This window comes from Kitasatospora sp. NPDC030952 (assembly GCF_055571335.1).
Window position 1 is genome coordinate 323,952 of record NZ_JBVIFM010000006.1, and the last position, 19,438, is coordinate 343,389.

The following is a 19,438-nucleotide window of genomic DNA, read 5'->3' on the forward strand; positions in this document are numbered from 1 at the left end:
AAGTGGGTGTCGTTCGAAGCGGGCGTCAGTACCCGGCGCAGCGGTCGCGGTGGGCGCGGAAGGCCTTGACCGGATCGCCGGCCAGGTAGTGCCAGGGCGACTCGGTGACCAGGCCGTCCAGCGCGTCGAACAGCAGCCGGGCGGTCTTCGGCTGGCCGGCCAGCGAGAAGGCCATCGCGAAGGTGTTGAAGGTCCCCTGCCAGCCGCGGACCGGCACGAAGTCCGGGTGCAGGACGGAGCGGAACGCCGCCTCCTGCAGCTCGGCCACCACCGCGGGGCTGGTCAGGTAGGCGCGGTCCTCGCCGTCCGGGAGGTCCAGCCAGCGCTCCAGGTGGGCGAGCACCACCAGCTCGCCGAGCGGGCTGCCCTCGGGGGCGGCCAGCATCGAGGAGCGGGCGAACTCGTGCATGGCCTCGTGCGAGCCGCCCCACTTGGCGCACAGCTGCTGCAGCCGCTGGCGGTGCGAGCCGCCGTGCCCGGGCACGCGGCGCACCGCGGCCTCGAACCGGGCGGTGGCGACGTCCGGGCCGAGCGAGGCGCCGCGCGCGCTGATCTGCAGGAAGTACCAGGGGGCGAGCCAGGACGGCTCCCGCTCGGCGACCTCCAGCAGCTGCTCCTCGGCGACGTCCAGCCGCTGGTGGAACAGCTTCCACTGCTCCTCGGTGACGTGCTTGGCCTGGGCGCCGGTACGCGCCTCCCAGGCCCAGGTGACGTGCCGGGCGCCGGAGAGCAGCAGCGGCAGCGCATCGTCGGGGGCGTCCGCGACCGCGCGGGCCGTCCACTCCTCGGCGCCGGCGGTGTCGGCGACCGCCGCGGCGAGGAAGGTCAGCTCGGTGCCGTCCGCGGCCGCCAGCGCCGGCCGCAGCGCCGGCCAGTCCCCGGCGGCGGCCTGCCCGAGCACCAGCCGGACGGACTCGTCACCGAAGGACGGATCGATCCTCGGCTCGGCCCCCGGGGCGGCGGGCGCCTCGGCGGCCCGTCTGCCGAACCCGAACCCGAACCCGCGCCGGCCGGCCCGGTCCTGCCCGCCCTCCCCGCCCGAGCGGCGTCGGAACAGCGGCATGTGTGGCCCCCTCGAACATCATCGGCATCAATCGCATGGCCGCACAGTGGCCACCCCAGAGGAGTACATATCACGCCCGGCCGACATCCGTTTCCCCAGCCCAGCGCCGTCCCCGGCCGATGGGCCGCCACCCGGGAACGGGTGACATCTTGCTGCCTGACAGATTTCTGACACCGCGCAGGCGACCGCCCGGACCGACGATCGGTCAGGCTGTCTCCCGTGCACGCCATTCGCTTCCACCTGCGCGCCCCGCAGCACCCCGACGGCCCCCCGGCAACCCCGCACCCGCCCTCCCCGGAGGCCGTCCGGGACGCCCTGGCACGCGGCCTGCCCGCCCCGGCGCGGATCGAACACGCCCGGATCCTGGTCGGGCCGACCGCCGTGGACGGCGTGGCCTTCGTCCTCGCCGACGGCCTCCTCACCGCCGAGGCCGCCCTCACCGCCGCCTGCACCACGCTGACCGGCCAGGCCGGCCTGCTGCCCGGCTGGCGGGTGCCGCACTGCGCACTGGACACCCTGCTGGCCCTCGGCCTGCACGAACTGCCGGCCGTCCCGTAGGACCGCCGCAGAGACCGTCAGGCCGCCCCGAGCCCGGCGTCCGGCACCTTCCCCGACTGCGCCTGTTCGATCCGGTTGACCAACATCACCGCGAACCGCCGCGCCGCCGGCAGGTCCACCGGACCACCCTCCGTGGTCACACTCGCCACCACCGTGCCCGACCGCACCACGATGCTCACCCCGTCACCGTCCGCCAGCGGCCCCACGAAGGCCTGGCTCTCACTGCCCAGCGCCGGCGCCTCCACCTTCCTGAACGGCCCGACCGGGTACGACGCGTAGGTCTCCTTCGCCCGGCTCTTCGCGGCGTCCCGACTCGGCAGCGTCTCCACCAGGAACCGCGTCACCAGATCCCCCGAAGAGAACCGCACCGACCCACTGAGCGCCTTCCCCGTACACGGCGCCGCCGCCGTACAGGTGACCGAGTGATCGGCGGTGTCGACCCTGCGCTTCTCCTCCTGCCACCCAGCCATCGCCTTGGCGTCCGGCAACACCTGCCCGACCACCTTGTCGTCCAGCAGCGCCGTCTCCAGATCCGCGCTGGGCACCGCCACAGGCGCCGCCGCACTGCCCGTAACCCCGGCAGCAGGCGCGGAGCTCGCAACCACCCCACCCGGAGAAGCGGACCCCACCACAGCCGGCGCCGAAGCCGTACCCGTACCCGCAACCGCACTCGTGGCCGAACCAGCCACCCCCGCACCCCCCTTGGCACCCTCCGCCCCACCGGAAGAACACCCCACCAACACACCCGCCAGCACCCCGACCGCCACCACGACGGTGCCCCGCCGACCACCCATCCCCATGCGCCCACTCCCTTACGCCTGTCCGTGACCCCTCAAGATAGCGAGCACCCCGCATACGAACCGCCCCACCCCCTCCCCCAACCAAACAGGCGCGCAGGGCAAAGCCCGCGCGCCCGCAACACCCCCACCCCCACCCCCACCCACCCCCAGCACCCACCCACCTCCCCCTCCCCCTCCCCCTCCCCTCCCACCCGACCCAGGCGAGAGGGACGCGCTGCGGAAGGGGGCGGTGGAGGGGGTGGGTGCGGAGAGGGGCGTGACGGGTGATTTTCAGACTGCCAACGCTCTCAACCCCCCACCCACAGAGTCGGCAGTCGGAAAATCACCCAGCCCCCGGAGCGCCCACCCCCGGAACCGCCCCCGGCCACCCACCCTCCCGAAAGCCCACCCCCACAACACCAGCCCCGCGCAGCGGAAAACACCGACGGGGCGGCGACCCAAAGGTCACCGCCCCGCCGAACCACCGATTCAGACCGCCGGCACCGGGAACGTCGGGAACTCAACCCCCGAGATGTACTGCACGACCCGAACGACCTGGCACGAGTACCCGAACTCGTTGTCGTACCACAGGTAGAGAATCGCGTTGTCCCCGTCGACCTTGGTCGCCCCCGCGTCCACGATCGAGGCGTGCCGCGACCCGATGAAGTCGCTGGACACCGCGTCGGGCGAGTCGATGAAGTCGATCTGCCGCTTCAGCGGCGAGGTCAGCGAGATGTTCCGCAGGTAGTCGAGGACCTCCTCGCGGTCGGTCTCCCGCTTGAGCTGCAGGTTGAGGATCGCGATGGACACGTCCGGCACCGGCACGCGGATCGAGCTGCCGGTGATCTTCGCCTTGAGGTCCGGCAGGGCCTTGGCGACGGCCGAGGCGGCACCGGTCTCGGTGATCACCATGTTCAGCGGCGCCGAGCGGCCGCGACGGTCGGCCTTGTGGTAGTTGTCCAGCAGGTTCTGGTCGTTGGTGAACGAGTGGACGGTCTCCACGTGGCCGCGCACCACGCCGTACTCGTCCTCCATCGCCTTCAGCGGCGGGACGATGGCGTTGGTGGTGCAGGAGGCGCAGGAGATGATCTGCTCGTCCGGCTTGATCATGTCGTGGTTGACGCCGTGCACGATGTTCGGCACGTCGCCCTTGCCCGGGGCGGTCAGCACGACCTTGGCGATGCCGGGGCGCAGGTGCTTGGACAGGCCCTCGCGGTCACGCCACCTGCCGGTGTTGTCGATCAGGATCGCGTCCTTGATCCCGTACTCCGTGTAGTCGACCTCGCTCGGGTCGTTGGAGTAGATCACCGTGATCTCGTTGCCGTTGACGACGATCTTGTTGTTCGCCTCGTCGACGGTGATGGTGCCCTGGAACTGGCCGTGGATCGAGTCCCGGCGCAGCAGCGAGGCCCGCTTCACCAGGTCGTCGCCACCACCGTTGCGCACCACGATCGCCTTGAGCCGCAGGCCGTTGCCCGAGGCCTTCTCGATCAGCAGCCGGGCGACCAGCCGACCGATGCGGCCGAACCCGTACAGCACGACGTCCTGCGCGGACCGGCGCTCCAGCTTGTTCGCACCGGTGGCACCGGCGACGGCCTGAGCGGTGAACTCCGCGACCGACAGGCCGTGGTCGTCCGCCCGGTAGGTCGAGGCGAGCATCCCGAGGTCGATCTGCGAGGGGCCGAGGTCCAGGGTGGTGAGCGCCTGCAGGAACGGCATGGTCTCGGTGACCGAGAGCTCCTCGCCGGCTATCTGCCGGGCGAAGCGGTGCGTCTTGAGGATGCTGACCACCGACTTGTTCACCAGGGAACGGCTGTGGAGCAGGACGGTGACGTCCTTCTCCCGGTGCAGCCGCCCGATGATCGGGATCATCGACTCCGCGATCTCCTCGCGGTTCTTCCAGTCCGTGAACACGTCGTCGTTGACAGTCACAAGTCCATCTTTCGAGCTGAGGGTGTTGCCCACATGGTAGCTTCGCCCGCCCGCGCCCCAACGGCCGGTCCCTCCCCCACCGCTCCGGCCCACCACTCCGACCTGCGCTTTCCCCCACCACCCCTCCCCAAAGGTGATCACCGCCACCCTGGGGCGGGTGATCATCGGGGCCAGTACAGTGAGGCCACCGGACCGAGGCGTGAGGGGGCCCGCGTGGCGACGCTGGGGATGCACCGGGACTTCCTGATGGAGTTCGCGGCGCTGGAGAAGTCGGTGCAGCGGCGGGTCTTCGAGACCTTCGAGAAGTTCACCGGGGCGACCCACGCCGGCACCCACCTGGAGAAGCTCACCAACCAGCGGGACGCGCGGATCCGGACCATACGGATCACCGACTTCTGGCGCGGCGTCGTCCTCAAGGCCGACCGCGGCGACGGCTACCTGCTGCTGAAGGTCCTCCCCCACGACAAGGCCAACGACTGGGCCGTCAAGCACCGGGCCTCCGTGAACGCCGCCACCCAGGGCGTCGAGATCCGCAACGACGTCGCCCTGGAACGCGCCTCCGCGTCGCTGCGCGCCCTGGGCTCGGACGAGCCCGAGCGGCTCTTCGCCGACCGCTCGGACAAGGTGCTGCGCAGCCTGGGCATCGACGAGGAGATCCTGCCGATCATCCGGCTGCTGCCCGACGAGGCGCACCTGGAGGCGCTCCACCGGGTGCTCCCGGAGCAGCAGTTCGACGTGTTGATCGGGCTCGCCAGCGGGATGGAACCGGCCGAGATCGACCGCGAGATCGTCCAGGCGTACGCGCGGGCGGCGGCCCCGGTGAGCACGGCCCGGCCCGGGGACGGACTGGTCTCGGCGATGGCCCACGCGCGCGGCCGGGTCGCCCTGGTGGACGGGCCGGAGGAGTTGCAGGAGATCCTGGAGCGGCCGTTCGACGCCTGGCGGATCTTCCTGCACCCGGCGCAGTACCGGGTCGCCTACCGGGGCTCGTACAACGGGCCGGCCCGGGTCACCGGCGGCCCCGGGACGGGCAAGACCGTGGTGGCCCTGCACCGGGCCTACCACCTGGCCCGCCGACTGCCGCCGGACGCCCCGGACGGCTCGGTGCTGCTCACCACCTTCAGCACGGACCTCGCCGCGGAGCTGGAACGCTGCCTGACCCTCCTGGTCACCGACCGGCGGATCCGGGGGAAGGTCCGGGTGGTCACCGTCGACGCGCTGGCGAACGAGGTGCTGCGCCGCACCCGCCGCGGCGCTCCGCTCCGGGTCGTCTCCAACCAGCGTGCGGTGCTGGCCCGTTGGGGCCGGGTCGGGCGGCGGCTCGGGGTCGACTTCAGCGACGTCTTCCTGGACCAGGAGTGGCGCCAGGTCGTCCTGGCCCAGGCGATCGAGGGCCCCGAGCAGTACCTGAAGACCCCCCGCGCCGGCCGGGGTACGGCGTTGGGCCCCCTGCAGCGGGCCCAACTCTGGCGCGCGGTGGCCGCGTTCGAGCAGGACCTGCGGCAGGCCGGGGAGATCACCTTCCTCCAGGTCTGCGCGCGGGCCGCGCGGGCGCTCGACGAACGGGACGACCGCCCGTTCCGGCACGTGGTCGTCGACGAGGCGCAGGACCTGCACCCGGCGCAGTGGCGCTTCCTGCGCGCGCTGGTCGCGCCCGGACCGGACGACCTCTTCCTGGCCGGCGACCCCCACCAGCGGATCTACGGGCACCAGGTCTCGCTGCGCTCGCTCGGGATCCAGGTGGTCGGACGCTCCGCCCGGCTGCGGATCAACTACCGCACCACCCAGGAGATCCTCAGCTGGTCCGCGTCCCTGCTCACCGGCGAACGCCCGGACGACCTGGACGGCGGCGAGGACTCCCTGGTCGGCTACCACTCGACCCTGCACGGCGCCCACCCCGAGGCGCGCGGCCACGCCGACAAGGCCGAGGAGATCCGGGCGGTGGTCGCCCGGGTCGCGGAGTGGACCGCCTCGGGGATCGGCCCGGACGACATCGGAGTCGCCGCCCGGACCGCCCAGTTCGGCCGCGAGATCGCCAAAGCCCTGGAGCAGGCCGGGACTTCGGCCCACGTGCTGGGCGACGCGCCCTCCCCCGGGGTGCGGATCGGCACCATGCACCGGATGAAGGGACTGGAGTTCCGCTGCGTCGCCGTGGTCGGCGTCAGCGACGGCCTGGTGCCCATGCGCGCCGCGCTAACCCCGGAGTCCACCGATCCGCAACAGCACCGCGAGGACCTCAGCGGCGAGCTCAACCTGCTGTTCGTGGCCTGCACCCGGGCCCGGGAGGCGCTCGCGGTGTCCTGGCACGGCACCCCCAGCCCCTTCCTCGAACCCGTCGTCCCGGCGGCCCTGCCGGGGCGGGTCTGAGGATTCCCGCCGAGGATTTGCCGGGGGTTCGGCGGGGTGGGGTAATGAGAGGCGACCGGTGTTTGAGCGTTCCCTCAGAGACCCGGGAGCTTGCGATGAGCGGTGGGCCGGAACCGATCAGTGCCGAGGGGCTGCATGCCGTGCGGGAGGAGCTGGCGCAGCTGCGGGTGGAGCGGGGGGAGGTGGCCGCGACGCTGAGCGGGCAGGAGCCGGTGGGTGACCGGGCGGATGCGGCGGACGAGTTGCAGCGGGCGTCCGAGGTGACCCGGCTGGACCGGCGGATCGCCGAGCTGGAGGGGCGGCTGCGGGAGGCCGAGGTGGCCGGGGCGCCGTCCACGGACGTGATCGGGGTGGGGTCGACGGTCACGGTGCGGTTCTCGGACGGCGAGGAGGAGACCGTCGAGATCTCCGAGCTGGCCGAGGAGCGGGAGCTGACCCTGGTGACGTACGACAGCCCGCTCGGGAAGGCGCTGCTGGGCCGGCACGCCGGGGAGACGGTGAACTACGAGACGCCGGGCGGCGCGGCGAGCGCGGTGGTGCTGGCGGTGGGGGACGGCGGGTAGCCGACGCCGACCCACCGAACCTGCCGAACCTGCCGGGCCCACCGGACCTGCCGGACCTGCCGAACCTGCCCGAGCTGCCGAACCCCGCCTGCCCCGAACCGGCGGCGACGCGCGAGGATGCATCCGTACAGACCGGTGCGACAGGCAGGAGCCGACGACGATGGGCCGAGTGACCGTACCGCGCAGGGTGCTACGACTGCGCGGGGGCGTGCCCTCGCACCGACCCGACACCCTGGCCGCCGAGGAGCCGATGGAGATCCGGGTCGGCGGCCGTCCGCTGACCGTGACGATGCGCACCCCGGGCAGCGACTTCGACCTCGCGGCCGGCTTCCTGGTCAGCGAGGGCGTGCTGCACGCCGCCGACCAACTGGCCGGGATCCGCTACTGCGCGGGGGCGACGGCCGACGGCGGCAACACCTACAACGTGGTGGACGTGGTGCTGGCCGCCGGGGTGCCGGCCCCGGACGCCTCGCTGGAGCGCAACTTCTACACCACCTCCTCCTGCGGCCTCTGCGGCAAGGCCAGCCTGGACGCGGTGCGCACCACCGCGCCGTGGAGCGTAGCCGGGGACGGCCTGCGGGTCACCCCCGCGCTGCTGGCCGCGCTGCCCGAGCGGCTGCGCGCCGCCCAGAAGGTCTTCGACAGCACCGGCGGCCTGCACGCTGCGGGGCTGTTCGACGCCGAGGGGCGGCTGCTCTGCCTGCGCGAGGACGTCGGCCGGCACAACGCGGTGGACAAGGTGGTGGGCCACGCACTGCGCGAGGGCCTGCTGCCGGCCCGCGGCACGGTGCTGATGGTCAGCGGCCGGGCCTCCTTCGAGCTGGTCCAGAAGGCCGTGATGGCCGGCATCCCGGTGCTCGCCGCCGTCTCCGCGCCCTCCTCGCTGGCGGTGGACCTGGCCGAGGAGACCGGACTGACCCTGGTCGGCTTCCTGCGCGGCGACTCGATGAACGTCTACACCCGCACGGATCGGATCGACACCACTCAGGAAGCCGGCACCCCTCAGGAAGCCGAGTAGCTGTTCCGCACCGGCCGGACAGGACCTAGTCGGAGGGCTGGGGCGTCCAGCGGTGCAGGCCCTTGCGGTCGTAGTAGCGGGTCATCCCGAAGCCGAAGGCCAGGGCGAGCACCACCCCGACGGCGATCATGGTCCAGCCGCGGGCCAGTCCGGCGTCCGAGCGCGCGTCGAAGAAGAGGATCGCCCGGATGCCGTCGCTGAGCTGCCGCATCGGCTCGAAGACACCGAGGAAGCGGTAGAAGCCGGGCACCGCCTGCAGCGGGACGGTCGCCCCGGAGGACGGCAGGGCCAGCGCGATGAACACGAACATGGACACCAGCTGCCCGATCCCGCCGAACGCGGCGTTGATCGCCTGCACCCCGAGGCCGACGGCCAGGCTGGCGCAGTAGGCGAACACCCACAGCAGCGCCGGGTGCGGGGCGTCCATGCCGAGCACGCCGGCCGTGCAGAGCAGCACCAGGGAGGTGGTGACCAGCATGATCCCGGCGGTCATCACCATCTTGAGCAGCAGGGTCTGGGTGCGGCTGATCGGGACGGTCGGGCGCCGGGTGTGCCAGGGGCCGATCTCGCTGTCGCTGTAGCCGAGCGCGCCGTCGACGCCGTTGTGGATGATGTTGCCGCCGATGAAGCCGGTCAGGACGGCGAGCAGGGCGTAGTAGAAGGCGCTCAGGCCGAGTCCGCTGTGGCTGCCGATCGGGTGGCCGACCTGGGTGGTGACGGCGAACGGGTCGGCGAGCAGCAGCCGGGCGGTGGCGCCGGTGTCCGGGCCCTTGGTGCCGGCGGCCGGTACGGCGGCCAGCAGCTGCTTCCCGGCCGCGACCGAGGCCTGGTGGGCGGCGTTCTGGGCGATCTGGGCGGCGATCGAGGAGCCGAGGCTGCCCAGTCCGGGGTTGGTGAGGACGGTGAGGGTGGGCCGCCCGGTGGCTCCGCCGGTGGCGAGCCGGGTGACGCTCGCGGTGAAGTCGGCGGGGACCAGCAGCACGCCGTAGACCTTGCCGGAGGCGAGCAGGTCACGGGCGCCGGCCTCGTCGGCCTGCCGCCAGTGGACGGTGTCGCCGGGGGTGCCGGCGATCACCGCGCGGGTCAGCTGGGTGCCGAGGTTGACCGGCTGCCCCGCCGGCGGCGGGGCCTGGTCGGCGTTGACCAGGGCGATCGGCAGCCGGTGCAGGTGCCCCATCGGGTTGACGATGCCGCCCAGGTAGAGCAGCGAGAGCAGCACGGCCACCAGGGAGCACAGCACGCCGGGGAAGAGCCAGAGCTTGGGCCGCCGGGCGAGGGTGAGCGCCCTCGCCTGTCGGGGAGCCTCCTGGGAACCTGCGGTCGCCATGCCACCCCTCGGGTTCGGGCACGGGCCGGGGCCGCGCCGCTGCCGGTACGGCGGGAAGTCGTTCCGTGGTCGCGCGACGGTCAAACCCGTGTCACCCGGTCGGCGGCCACGCCCGCGCGAAGGGGGGACCGCCGCCGAGTCCTGGTCCGCGATCGTACGGACGCCCGCCCGGCCGCCCGGGCCCGGCTTCGTACGGGAAGTCGGCCGGTCCGACTTCCTACGCGGGGCGCGTCCCGTCCAGGTAGGCCAGCACCGCCAGGACCCGGCGGTTGTCGTCGTCCGAGGCGCCCAGGGCCAGCTTGGCGAAGATGCTGGAGGTGTGCTTGCTGACCGCGCCCTCGCTGAAGTGCAGCCGCTGGGCGATCGCCGCGTTGGAGCGGCCCTCGGCCATCATCGCGAGGACGTCCCGCTCGCGCGGGGTGAGCATGGCGAGCGGCTCGTCGTAGGCGTTGCGGGCGAGCAGCCGGGTAATGACCTGGGGGTCCATGACGGTGCCGCCGGCCGCGACGGTGTGCACGGCGTCCACGAACTGGTCGGCCTTGGAGACCCGGTCCTTGAGCAGGTAGCCGACGCCGCCCGCGCCGTCGGCGATCAGCTCCCGGGCGTAGAGCTGCTCGACGTGCTGGGAGAGCACCAGCACCGGCAGGCCGGGCTGCTCCCGGCGGGCGGCCAGCGCGACCTGCAGCCCCTCGTCGGAGTACGTCGGCGGCAGCCGGACGTCCACCACCGCGATGTCCGGCCGGTGTTCGGCGAGGGCGGCGGCCAGTTCCGGACCGCTCTCCACGGCGGCGACGATGTCGTGCCCGTGGGCGCTCAGCAGGAGTTCCAGTCCGTCCCTCAGCAGGACGAGGTCCTCGGCGAGGACAACACGCACGGCAGCTCCATGATCAGCCTGGTCGGGCCCCCCGGGGGGCTGGTCAGCGTGAGCGTACCGTCGAACACCGCCAGCCTGCGCTGGATGCCCCGCAGGCCACTGCCCCCGGCCGGGTCCGCGCCGCCCCGGCCGTCGTCGGCCACCTCGGCACGCAGCAGCCCGGCGGCGTGGCTGAGTTCCACCGTGGCGTGCCGGGCGTCGCCGTGCTTCACCGCGTTGGTGAGCGCCTCGCTGACCACGAAGTACACCGCCGACTCCACCGGCGCCTCGGCCCGGCCCGGCAGTTCGGCCCGGACCTCCACCCGCAGCGGCACGTCCAGCGCCAACGCCCGGATGCCCTCGACCAGGCCGCGTTCGGCGAGCACCGGCGGGTGGATGCCGCGCACCAGGTCGCGCAGCTCCTGGAGGGCCTGGGTGACGTTCTCCTGCGCCTCCGTCACCACCTGCTTGGCCTTCTCCGGGTCGCGGTCGATCAGCGGCACCACCGCGCCGAGCCGCAGGCTGACCGCGACCAGCCGGGCCTGGGCGCCGTCGTGCAGGTCCCGTTCGATCCGGCGCAGTTCGGCGGCCTGGGCCTCGGTGGCGTCCAGCCGGATCTCGGTGAGCTGCTCCACCCGCTGGGCCAGCCGGGACTTCTCGGTCGGGCCGAGCAGGGAGCGGGTCCACCGGCCGTGCAGGTGCAGCGTGGGCCCGGCGAGGGCGAGACCGGCCGCCACCAGCGGCAGGCCGATGAGCGGGCCGAACAGCCCGGGCAGCGGCAACAGGCCGTAGCCGAGGCCGGGTTCGGGCAGCACGGGCTGCGCCAGCCCGTACAGGCCGTAGCCGGACAGCAGCACCGGCCCGGCCGCGAGGCCCCCGCCGACCAGCGGATCGACGAGCACCCAGCCGGCGTCCCGCCAGGTCGCCGGGTCGTTCCAGAGCCAGCGGAACTTGAGCGCGTAGCCCGCGAACCAGCGGTTCTTGTGGTACTCGTGGCCGGTCCAGAACCACCCGTGCAGGGTGCGCTCCAGCGCCGGGCGCGGCACGTACGGCACCGGTACGGGCACCTGCGACCAGTGGCCGGCGGCCCACCGGGCGGCCCCGGCCAGCGAGCGGACCACCCGGGTCACCGCCGGGAACAGCGGGACCATCCCGAGGCAGCCCCAGAGCAGGAACGAGACCAGGTAGAGCACGGCCAGCACCGCGCCGACCGGGACGAGCAGCGTGAAGACGGCCAGGCGCCCGAGCGCCCGGGCGGCGGTGCGCAGCGCCTCGGCGCCTCGGGACTGCGGGGTGCTCACGGGGTCTCCGGTCGGCTCGGGTGCGGGACGACGATCATGATGGCAGTCGGGTCGGGGGGTCGGACTCGGGGGCTTCACAACGGGCCTCCCTCAGCTGCCCGTTGCGGCGTCGCGCGCGGGGTGCTCTGCGTGCCTTGCGTGCCCTGGGCGCCCAGGGTGCCCCACCGCGTGCCCGGCGGCCTGCCCGGCGGCCTGCTCCGCCGCGTGCTTGGCGCGGATCAGCCGGTACACCCCGACGAAGCAGACCGTGCCCAGCACGATGAAACCGGACGCCACCGGCACCCGCCACGCCTGCGGCAGGTACAGCGCCAGGAACCAGCTCCGGTTCGCCGGTGCGCGCAGCGCCATCGCCAGCGCCACCCCGCCCTGCGGGGCCGCGCTCAGCACCCCGGCCGTCACCAGCAGCCCGGCGGCCGCCGTCCCCGTCCACGGCCACCCGCGCCCCGAACCGCTTCCGCAGCCCGGCCACCCGCAACGCCGGCGCCTCCCCCGCGTCCTGCACGACGCCCTCCCCGCTTCCGCCCCACGGCCACCCACTCCGGGCGGCTCGCGATCGAATCTAGGGACGGCGGGCCGGCGGCAGAATCCAGCTGCACCCCGCCCCGGGGTGGGCCTGGCCCCACCCCCGCCTGAAGACGAAAGCGCGGTGCCCCGCCTCCCTGCTGGGGAGGCGGGGCACCGCCGGATCACGCTCGGCCGCTCAGCACTGCACGGGCGAACTGACCTTCTCCAGGTTGAGGTCGAGACGTTCCTCGGCTTGGTGGCCGTCCCGCTGGACGACCACCCGGTACTCGCCCTGGAGGTTCCTCGGAACGGCGGCGGTGTAGACATGGAGCGGTATGCCCCCGGCCGTGGTCGAGTACCCCAGTCGGACCTGGAAGTCGCGACTCTGGCAGGAGAGGTGGTCGACCGTTTCACCGCTGGACATCAGCATCACCGACCACTGATCGTGATAGAGCCCGGCGTCCATAACGGCGCCGACCCCAGCAGCTCGCCGACCGGCCATCTCACTGAACGGCAAACACGGACCTGCTGGCGCCTGTTCCGAAGCTGTACAGAGGTCACCGGTGTTCTCCGCCTGCCAGATCAGCTCCGGCCCGTAGCCGCTGTCGTATCGGAGAACCGTGAAGTTCTCACCGACCGGAGCATTGCCCTTCTCCTTGGCCACCTGCAGGATCGACTGCCGGACGGTCCCCGGAAGCGTCGGCTCAGGGTCGGCTCCGGCCGTGGACGCGCCGACCGCTGTGGGAGGGCTGGAAGCCGGCGCCGCCCCTTCCGTGGATCCACTGCACGCGCAGGTGCCGAGCAGCAGGGCCGCGAGTACGGCGCGGAGCTTCGCCGGAACGCCCGTCGAACGGCTCATCGTTGTCTCCCCCCGAGAGTTCCGTGTCCCGTCTCGCCGGAGGGTAGAACGCCGACGAACCGGTGGTCGAGCAGTTTGAGGCTCTGCTGAGCTTGCTCGGCCGGCCCGTACGGTGAACCGGCGCCTGGCCTGCCGCGGGCCGCGCGCGATCGCCGGGGCGGCAGGCCGGTCCGCGATTCCGGCTGTGCCACCCGCTGTGATCAACCCGCCCCTCCGAGTAAGGTCCAGCCACGGCCGGGCGTCACCGGGGACGCCCGCTGCGGACCGAGGAGTGTGACCGTGCCCGACCAGGACCGGCAGCCAGGCCAGTTCGAGCACCTCCGGCCGCGGATGAGGGCCCTCGCGTATCCGCTGCTGGGCTCGCACGCGGAGGCCGGGGAGGCCGTGCGGGAGGTGTGGGTCAGGCTCGGGCGGATCAATCCGGAGGAGGTGGCGGACCTCGCGGCGTGGCTGACCACGGTGACCGCCCGGGTCTGTCTGAGCCGGCTGGAGTCGCGCGGCGCGGGGCCGGAGGGGCGGGGTGGGGCGCGGTTGCCGGACGTGGTGGTGGGGCGGGCGGGTGCGGCGGCGCCGGGCGGGTCGGTCGGACTCGCGCTGCTGGTCGCGCTGGAGGAGCTGGCCCCCGCCGAGCGGGTCGCGCTGGTGCTGCACGACGTGTTCGGTCTGCACGTCGACCAGATCGCGACCGCCCTCGACCGGACCACCGCGGACACCCGCAAGCTCGCCGAGCAGGCCCGCCGCCGGACGCAGGAGGCCCGGGAGGCGGATGCCGACGGCAGCCCGGCCGTCCGCCGCCGGCTGGTCGAGGCCTTCGGTACGGCGCTGCGGGACGGCGACCCGACGGCGCTGACGGCCGTCCTGGAGCCGGAGGCGGAGCTGCGCGCGGACGGCGGGCGCCCGCTCCCCGCCGCCACGGCGGTGCTCCGCGGCGCCCGGCGGGTGGCGGAGCGCGCCGTGACGCTCCGCCAGGGCGGGTCGGCGTTCACCCCGGTGCTGGTCAACGGCGCCCCGGGCGCCCTGCTCACCCGGGACGGCGGGCCGGTCGCGCTGCTGGGCCTGGCCGTCCGGGCGGGCCGGATCAGCCGGGCGTACGTCCTGCTGGACCCGGACCGGTTGGCCGCGATCGACGTCGCGGGGCTCGCGCCTTAGGGGCTGTCCGCGGTGTCCAGGCCGTGCGGATCGCGATGGCGGTCCGCTCGTCCACGCTGGTGCCGAAGGCCATCACGCCGAGGCACGGCGCGCTGACCCGTGGTCCGTCAACTCCCAAGCGGTGGTATGGCATTCGTTCGCCCTCCCCGGGGGGGGCGGGACGGCTCGGCCCTAGGCACTCCGCCGGGCCGCCGCGAGCACGACTCCCGCGCAGCCGCTGCCCAGCAGGGCGCCGGCCAGGACGTCGCCCGGGTAGTGGACGCCGGTGTGCACCCGGGAGTAGCCGACGGCGCAGGCGAGGAGTCCGAGCGGGGCGGCGGTGGCGGGCAGGAGGGTGCCGACGGTGGTGGCCAGGGCGAAGGCCGAGGCGGTGTGCCCGGAGGGGAAGGAGGCCGAGACCGGCATCGGCACCTGGCGCCCCACGACGACCCGCGCGGCCTCGCGGTCCGGGCGGGGGCGGCGGACGAGCTGCTTGCCGAGGATGTTGGCGCTGAAGGAGGCGAGGGCGACGGCGGCCGCGCCGACCGCTCCGGCGCGGCGGTACCGACCGGGGGCGAGGGCGAGGGCCGCCGCGATGGAGAGGTTGATCTTCGAGTGGTCGGCGGCTCGGGAGAGCGTGCGCAGGGCGGTGTCGAGGGTGGGGGTGGGGGTGGCGGCGACGGCGGCGTAGACGGCGCCGTCGAGCGCGGCGAGGTCCCGCAGGACGGGGGCGGTCACCGGCGGCCACCGGTGCCGGTGGAGGGCGCCGCGGAGTCCGCCCGGGAGAGGGCCAGGCGCGTGACGTCGCGCCAGTCCAGCCGGCGGGAGCGGGCCTGCTGGTCCGGGTCGGCGCCGGGGCGCTCGCGCGGGACGCGGACCCGCAGGGCCCGGTGGTCCAGGGTGCAGACGACCGGGGTGGGCAGGGTCAGGGCCTCGCCGTCGACGGCGACCGGGATCTCCGGGGTGTCGGCGTCGACGGTGACCCGGCGGGCCGCCAGCAGGGTCAGTCCGTCGGCCCGCTCGCCGAGCAGGGCGAGTTCGGCGGCCCGGGCGGCGCCGTCCACGCGGATGCCGAGCACGCCGAGGACACCCGCGTCCAGCCGGGGCCGGCGGCCGAGGTCGGCCGGGTCGGGGGCGGCGTACGGGTTGTTGCTGATGAGCAGGGCCTGCGGGGCGTCGATGCGGTGGTCGTCGGCCCGGGCGGTGAGGTTGCGGCCGGCGTCGCCGAGCAGCAGGTCGGGCAGGGTGTCCAGGGCGGTGGCGGTCTTGGCGTCGCGGTACTGGGGGTTCTGCACGATCTCCGCGTAGGCGCCGAAGGAGACGGTGTTGACGAAGGTTCGGTCGCCGACCCGGCCCAGGTCGACGGTGAGTTCGACGCCGTCGCGCAGCGCGTCGAGGCAGGTGGCGGGGTCGGTGCGGTCGAGGCCGAGGTCCATCGCGAAGTGGTTGCGGGTGCCGGCCGAGACGACCAGGAACGGCAGGCCGTGTTCGGCGGCGACGGCCGCGACCAGGGCCTGGGTGCCGTCGCCGCCGGCCACGCCGAGCAGGTCGGCGCCCTCGGCGATCGCCCGGCGGGCGAGTTCGGCGACGTCCTGCGGCGCGGCGGGGTCGAGCAGCACCACCCTGGCGCCCAGTTCCTCGGCCCGCCGGACCAGGTCGAAGCGTTCGACCTTCCCGCCACCGGACTTCGGGTTCATGATCAGGACGGGCTGCCGCGGCGGCGGGGTCTCCCGCACCGGCATCGGCCGCGGTGGCCGGGCGGCGCGCAGCGCGGCGCGGGCGCAGGCGAGCGCGGCGAGCCACAGGGCCAGGGCGACCACCGTGAGCAGCAGCACCTCGGCGCTGTAGGCGAGCACCAGGACGGCGACCGGTGCGCCGAGGGCCAGGACCACCCCGAGCACGCGCGGGAGGGCCCGGCGGGTGATCGCCCACCAGACGCCGACGGCGGCCACCGCCAGCCCGACGAGTTCGGCGAGCAGCACCAGCAGCCCGTGCGGGCCGGCGAACGCGAGCACCACGACGGCCGCCACCGCGAACAGCAGGGCGGTCCGTGCCAGTCGGCGCGGCCTGCGCCCGTCCATCACTCGTACCATCGACCCGCCCTCGTCCATTCGGCCGCTCCGGTTCGGTTCATCGGATTCGGTTTACCGGGGTTCACGCTGGTTCACGCCGGTTCGCTTCGTCCGGTCACCGTAACCCGGAGTGGCCGTCGGGGGCACGGCGAACGGAGTACCGGCCGGCGCGGGCGGGGAGCCGTCGGTACGGCGAAGGGCCGCCTCCGCCGGTGGCGGAGGCGGCCCCGAGAGACGGCCCCGAGAGGCCGGCCGGGGAGGCGTCAGGCCTTGACGCGCAGCACGAACTTGCCGGTGGAGTCGCGGCCTTCGAGGATCTCGTGGGCCTTCACCGCGTCCTCCAGGGCGAGTTCGGTGGTCTCGATCCGGACGGCCCCGGTGGCGAGCTGGCGGGCGGCCTCCACCAGGTGGCCGTGGACCAGGTCGGGCTGCTGGTCGGCGAGGCCGCCGATGTTGTAGCCGGCCACCGTCTTGGCGGTGTACCACATCTGGTTGGCCTCGTAGGTGTGGTCCTGCTGCGAGGCGTTGCCGAAGACCACGTGACGGCCGAGCGGGGCCAGCAGGTCCAGCGCCTTGGCGCGGACCGGGCCGCCGATGGAGTCCAGCAGGATGTCGACGCCGCGGCCGCCGGTCAGCTCGGGGATGCGCTGCTCCAGCTCGTCGTAGGTGAGCACCTCGTCGTAGCCGAACTTCTCCTTGGCGAACGCGGCCTTGTCGGCGGTGCTCACCGCACCGTAGACGGCACCGGCGCCCAGGTTGCGGGCGATCTGGGCGGCGCCGCTGCCCACGCCGCCGGCGCCGGCCAGCACCAGGACGCTCTCGCCCTCGCGGACCCGGGCCACATCGTGCAGGATCGCCCAGGAGACCGGCAGGTTGCAGGGGAAGGCGGCGGCGACCGGCGCGGGGATGGCGTCCAGCTCGCCGTCGAGGGCGACGGTCAGCCGCTCGCGGGCCACCGCGACCTCGGCGTAGCCGCCGCCGGCCAGGGTGATCGCGGAGACCCGCTGGCCGGGGCGCAGGTTGGTCACACCCTCGCCGACGGCGCGGACGGTGCCGGTGACCTCCAGGCCGGGGACGTGCGGGGTGCCGGGCTGGAACTGGCCGCGGCGGAACATCACCTCGGCGAAGTTGACGCCCGCGTACTCGACGTCGATCGACACCTCGCCCGCTCCGGGCTCGGGGATCTCCACGTCGACGAGGGTCAGGACCTCGGGGCCGCCGTAGCTGTCGAAACGAATGGCGCGCATGGAAAGCCTCCTGGCTGCTGTGCTGTCGAGCTGCTGCGTGAACTGCTGCTGCTGAACTACTTCTTGGACTGCTGCACGAAGTGCGGCGTGAACTGCTGCTTGAACTGCTACTTGAACTGCTACTTGAACTGCTGCGTGAACGGCTGCCGTTGGACCGCCGGATGGACGGACCACGCGGTCGTTCGGGGGCGCCCGCCCGGGCCGGGGGGACCCGGGCGGGCGCGGGGGAGGGGTGGTCGGTCAGTGCCGGGCCGCGACCCGGCCGAGGCCGGGCAGCCGGCTCCAGCCCTCGCGGTCGGCGTGCTCGGTGAGCACCGGGTCCTCGCCCACCACCGTCGGGTGGCCGACGAGCCGGAGCAGGTCGAGGTCGGAGGAGTGGTCGCCGTAGGCGTGGCACCGCGCCGGGTCGTAGCCGTTGCGGTGGAGCAGTTCGCGGGCGGCGGCGGCCTTGGCCGCGCCGATCATCGGCTGTTCCAGTTCGCCGGTGAGGACCCCGTCGGCCACCAGCGGGCGGCTGCACAGGATCGTGTCGGCGGCGACGTGCCGGGCGATCGGGTCCAGGCAGCCGGGGAAGGACCCGGAGACCAGGACGGTGTGGTGGCCCTGCTCGGTGTGGTGCCGGAAGGCGGCCAGGGCGGGGGCGTGGAAGAACGCCCCCGCCGTGGTGCGCCGCCGGAACCACTCCTCGCCCTGGTCGGCGAGTTCGGCCTCCCGGACGCCGGCGAACAGCCGGTAGTACGCCCGGTTGACCTCCTCGCGCGGCACGCCCTGCTCCGCCAGCCGGCGCAGCGCGCCGTGGTCCCGCGCGTAGTCGGACTCCGGCCTGCCCTCGACCTGGTACCGGAAGGCCAGGAAGTCGAACATGCTCTTGACGGTGATCAAGGTCTCGTCGACGTCGAAGAAGGCCGCGGGGCCGATCGGGAGGGTCACTGGGTGCTCCTGGTGTTCGTCATGGCGTCCGGGTGCGGTCGGTACGGTCAGCGCGAGCCGGCGCCGGCCAGCTCGCCCTCGTGCTCCTGCGAGCCGTCACGCTCCTGCTCGCCGTCGCGCTGCTGCTCGGTACGGGCGAGCCGGACCTGCTCGACGGTGCGGGCCGCGCGCTTGCCCTCCTTCTGCGAGATGAGGTCGCTCTCGAAGGCGGTGAACTCGACCCGGGAGAGCGAGGCGCGGGCGCCGCCCTGGTTGACGGCGATCTCGACGCCGAAGGAGAGCCGCTCGGGGTTGTCGATGCTCGCGCTGAGGATCTCGTAGTCGACGGTGGCGTCCAGCGGGAACAGGAAGTTCTCGAAGTCCGTGTCGAAGCTCTTGATCACGTAGTAGTACTGCCGTTCCGGCCAGGCCGAGGCGTAGAACCGCTCGGTGACGGCCAGGAACATCTGGCGCGCCGCCTCGATGATGATCATGCCCTGGATGTGCTGGCCCGTGGTGTGGTCCAGGAGCAGTTCGTTGTCGTTGTCCAGTCTCAGGTCCGCCTGGTAGCGGAGGGCGTCGATCTGGCGCAGACCGGCGATCAGGACGTTCTGCTGGCGGTGCTTGTGCGCCTCGTCCCGGAAGGCCAGGCTCGGCATCAGCTCGGGCACCGAGATCCGGTCGCCCGCGCCGTAACGGGTGATCTCACGGGCCACCCAGTCCCACTCGTAGGAGCTCATGCCCTGGCCGTTGATGAGCGTCAGGCGGAGCTCGGGGTCACTGTAGCGCCCCGCCTGCAGCTCCTTGACGAACCCTCCGGCGGTGGCCACGCCCTCGTTCGCAGCAAGCGCCCCGAAGCGGTCGCCGACCAGGTACAGAACCTCGGTCCGATGCGTCATGTCAATGCCCCCATCACATGAAGTGCGCGTGCCGCGCGTCTCTGACCAGGCAACAAAGC

General features: G+C 73.4%; 18 protein-coding genes. 5 read left to right on the plus strand and 13 right to left on the minus strand.

Annotated elements, in window-relative coordinates; all coding sequences use genetic code 11:
• Window positions 1–25: 25 nt before the first annotated feature.
• Window positions 26–1,063 (minus strand): hypothetical protein, encoded by a 1,038-nt coding sequence (locus ACZ47G_RS15010; protein ID WP_465742585.1) that lies wholly within the window; start codon window positions 1,061–1,063, stop codon window positions 26–28.
• A gap of 219 nt (window positions 1,064–1,282) precedes the next feature.
• Here ACZ47G_RS15010 and ACZ47G_RS15015 point away from each other — a divergent pair, with 219 nt between their 5' ends.
• Entirely contained in the window at window positions 1,283–1,621 is a 339-nt protein-coding gene (locus tag ACZ47G_RS15015; protein ID WP_465742587.1) for a hypothetical protein, read from the plus strand.
• Between the two features lie 17 nt (window positions 1,622–1,638).
• Here the strand turns inward: ACZ47G_RS15015 and ACZ47G_RS15020 are convergent, their stop codons facing one another.
• The gene (locus ACZ47G_RS15020) at window positions 1,639–2,166 is read right to left on the minus strand and encodes a hypothetical protein (protein ID WP_465742589.1); all 528 of its coding nucleotides are present in this window, start codon (window positions 2,164–2,166) and stop codon (window positions 1,639–1,641) included.
• A gap of 723 nt (window positions 2,167–2,889) precedes the next feature.
• Window positions 2,890–4,332 (minus strand): glyceraldehyde-3-phosphate dehydrogenase, encoded by a 1,443-nt coding sequence (locus ACZ47G_RS15025; RefSeq protein ID WP_380461960.1) that lies wholly within the window; start codon window positions 4,330–4,332, stop codon window positions 2,890–2,892.
• A gap of 213 nt (window positions 4,333–4,545) precedes the next feature.
• On the opposite strand from ACZ47G_RS15025, the gene ACZ47G_RS15030 reads away from it, so the two are divergent.
• The 3 genes from ACZ47G_RS15030 (at window position 4,546) to fdhD (ending at window position 8,280) form a co-directional block, all read left to right on the plus strand.
• On the plus strand, window positions 4,546–6,699 hold the full coding sequence (locus ACZ47G_RS15030; RefSeq protein WP_465742591.1) for a UvrD-helicase domain-containing protein: 2,154 nt from the start codon (window positions 4,546–4,548) through the stop codon (window positions 6,697–6,699).
• A 95-nt stretch (window positions 6,700–6,794) separates the two neighbouring features.
• On the plus strand, window positions 6,795–7,262 hold the full coding sequence (locus ACZ47G_RS15035) for a GreA/GreB family elongation factor (protein WP_465742593.1): 468 nt from the start codon (window positions 6,795–6,797) through the stop codon (window positions 7,260–7,262).
• Between the two features lie 160 nt (window positions 7,263–7,422).
• Complete coding sequence (gene fdhD, locus ACZ47G_RS15040) at window positions 7,423–8,280, plus strand: formate dehydrogenase accessory sulfurtransferase FdhD (RefSeq protein ID WP_465742595.1); 858 nt, start codon at window positions 7,423–7,425, stop codon at window positions 8,278–8,280.
• Between the two features lie 25 nt (window positions 8,281–8,305).
• Here the strand turns inward: fdhD and ACZ47G_RS15045 are convergent, their stop codons facing one another.
• From ACZ47G_RS15045 to ACZ47G_RS15065, 5 genes are all read right to left on the minus strand, one after another.
• On the minus strand, window positions 8,306–9,607 hold the full coding sequence (locus ACZ47G_RS15045) for a YhgE/Pip domain-containing protein (protein WP_465742597.1): 1,302 nt from the start codon (window positions 9,605–9,607) through the stop codon (window positions 8,306–8,308).
• Window positions 9,608–9,824: 217 nt separating this feature from the next.
• Window positions 9,825–10,481, minus strand: a complete 657-nt coding sequence (locus tag ACZ47G_RS15050; RefSeq protein ID WP_380461950.1) for a response regulator — start codon at window positions 10,479–10,481, stop codon at window positions 9,825–9,827.
• Window positions 10,445–11,761, minus strand: coding sequence for a sensor histidine kinase (locus ACZ47G_RS15055; RefSeq protein WP_465742600.1), 1,317 nt, complete (start codon window positions 11,759–11,761; stop codon window positions 10,445–10,447). The genes ACZ47G_RS15050 and ACZ47G_RS15055 overlap by 37 nt, the downstream gene beginning before the upstream one ends.
• A 90-nt stretch (window positions 11,762–11,851) precedes the next feature.
• Window positions 11,852–12,148 carry a hypothetical protein gene (locus ACZ47G_RS15060; RefSeq protein ID WP_465742602.1) on the minus strand — a complete coding sequence of 99 codons (297 nt, stop codon included), beginning with the start codon at window positions 12,146–12,148 and terminating at the stop codon, window positions 11,852–11,854.
• A 313-nt stretch (window positions 12,149–12,461) separates the two neighbouring features.
• A complete protein-coding gene (locus tag ACZ47G_RS15065; protein ID WP_465742604.1) occupies window positions 12,462–13,124 on the minus strand; it encodes a hypothetical protein in 663 nt (220 codons plus the stop codon).
• A gap of 279 nt (window positions 13,125–13,403) precedes the next feature.
• Between ACZ47G_RS15065 and ACZ47G_RS15070 the strand changes: the two genes are divergently transcribed.
• The gene (locus ACZ47G_RS15070; RefSeq protein ID WP_465742606.1) at window positions 13,404–14,273 is read left to right on the plus strand and encodes a sigma factor; all 870 of its coding nucleotides are present in this window, start codon (window positions 13,404–13,406) and stop codon (window positions 14,271–14,273) included.
• 171 nt (window positions 14,274–14,444) lie between these two features.
• Here ACZ47G_RS15070 and ACZ47G_RS15075 read toward each other — a convergent pair whose 3' ends face one another.
• From ACZ47G_RS15075 to ACZ47G_RS15095, 5 genes are all read right to left on the minus strand, one after another.
• Window positions 14,445–14,990 carry a phosphatase PAP2 family protein gene (locus ACZ47G_RS15075; protein WP_465742608.1) on the minus strand — a complete coding sequence of 182 codons (546 nt, stop codon included), beginning with the start codon at window positions 14,988–14,990 and terminating at the stop codon, window positions 14,445–14,447.
• Window positions 14,987–16,333 carry a diacylglycerol/lipid kinase family protein gene (locus tag ACZ47G_RS15080; protein WP_465742610.1) on the minus strand — a complete coding sequence of 449 codons (1,347 nt, stop codon included), beginning with the start codon at window positions 16,331–16,333 and terminating at the stop codon, window positions 14,987–14,989. The genes ACZ47G_RS15075 and ACZ47G_RS15080 overlap by 4 nt, the downstream gene beginning before the upstream one ends.
• Before the next feature lie 254 nt (window positions 16,334–16,587).
• Window positions 16,588–17,571 (minus strand): quinone oxidoreductase family protein, encoded by a 984-nt coding sequence (locus tag ACZ47G_RS15085; protein WP_465742612.1) that lies wholly within the window; start codon window positions 17,569–17,571, stop codon window positions 16,588–16,590.
• A gap of 240 nt (window positions 17,572–17,811) precedes the next feature.
• Window positions 17,812–18,501 carry an HAD family hydrolase gene (locus ACZ47G_RS15090; protein WP_465742614.1) on the minus strand — a complete coding sequence of 230 codons (690 nt, stop codon included), beginning with the start codon at window positions 18,499–18,501 and terminating at the stop codon, window positions 17,812–17,814.
• A gap of 47 nt (window positions 18,502–18,548) precedes the next feature.
• A complete protein-coding gene (locus ACZ47G_RS15095; protein ID WP_465742616.1) occupies window positions 18,549–19,379 on the minus strand; it encodes an AfsA-related hotdog domain-containing protein in 831 nt (276 codons plus the stop codon).
• Window positions 19,380–19,438 lie beyond the last annotated feature (59 nt).

Coding starts and splice junctions, on each gene's coding strand:
- ACZ47G_RS15085 (WP_465742612.1), bottom strand. CDS start 17,571: ATGCGCGCCATTCGTTTCGACAGCTACGGCGGCCCCGAGGTCCTGACC.
- fdhD (WP_465742595.1), top strand. CDS start 7,423: ATGGGCCGAGTGACCGTACCGCGCAGGGTGCTACGACTGCGCGGGGGC.
- ACZ47G_RS15010 (WP_465742585.1), bottom strand. CDS start 1,063: ATGCCGCTGTTCCGACGCCGCTCGGGCGGGGAGGGCGGGCAGGACCGG.
- ACZ47G_RS15095 (WP_465742616.1), bottom strand. CDS start 19,379: ATGACGCATCGGACCGAGGTTCTGTACCTGGTCGGCGACCGCTTCGGG.
- ACZ47G_RS15045 (WP_465742597.1), bottom strand. CDS start 9,607: ATGGCGACCGCAGGTTCCCAGGAGGCTCCCCGACAGGCGAGGGCGCTC.
- ACZ47G_RS15080 (WP_465742610.1), bottom strand. CDS start 16,333: ATGGACGGGCGCAGGCCGCGCCGACTGGCACGGACCGCCCTGCTGTTC.
- ACZ47G_RS15065 (WP_465742604.1), bottom strand. CDS start 13,124: ATGAGCCGTTCGACGGGCGTTCCGGCGAAGCTCCGCGCCGTACTCGCG.
- ACZ47G_RS15035 (WP_465742593.1), top strand. CDS start 6,795: ATGAGCGGTGGGCCGGAACCGATCAGTGCCGAGGGGCTGCATGCCGTG.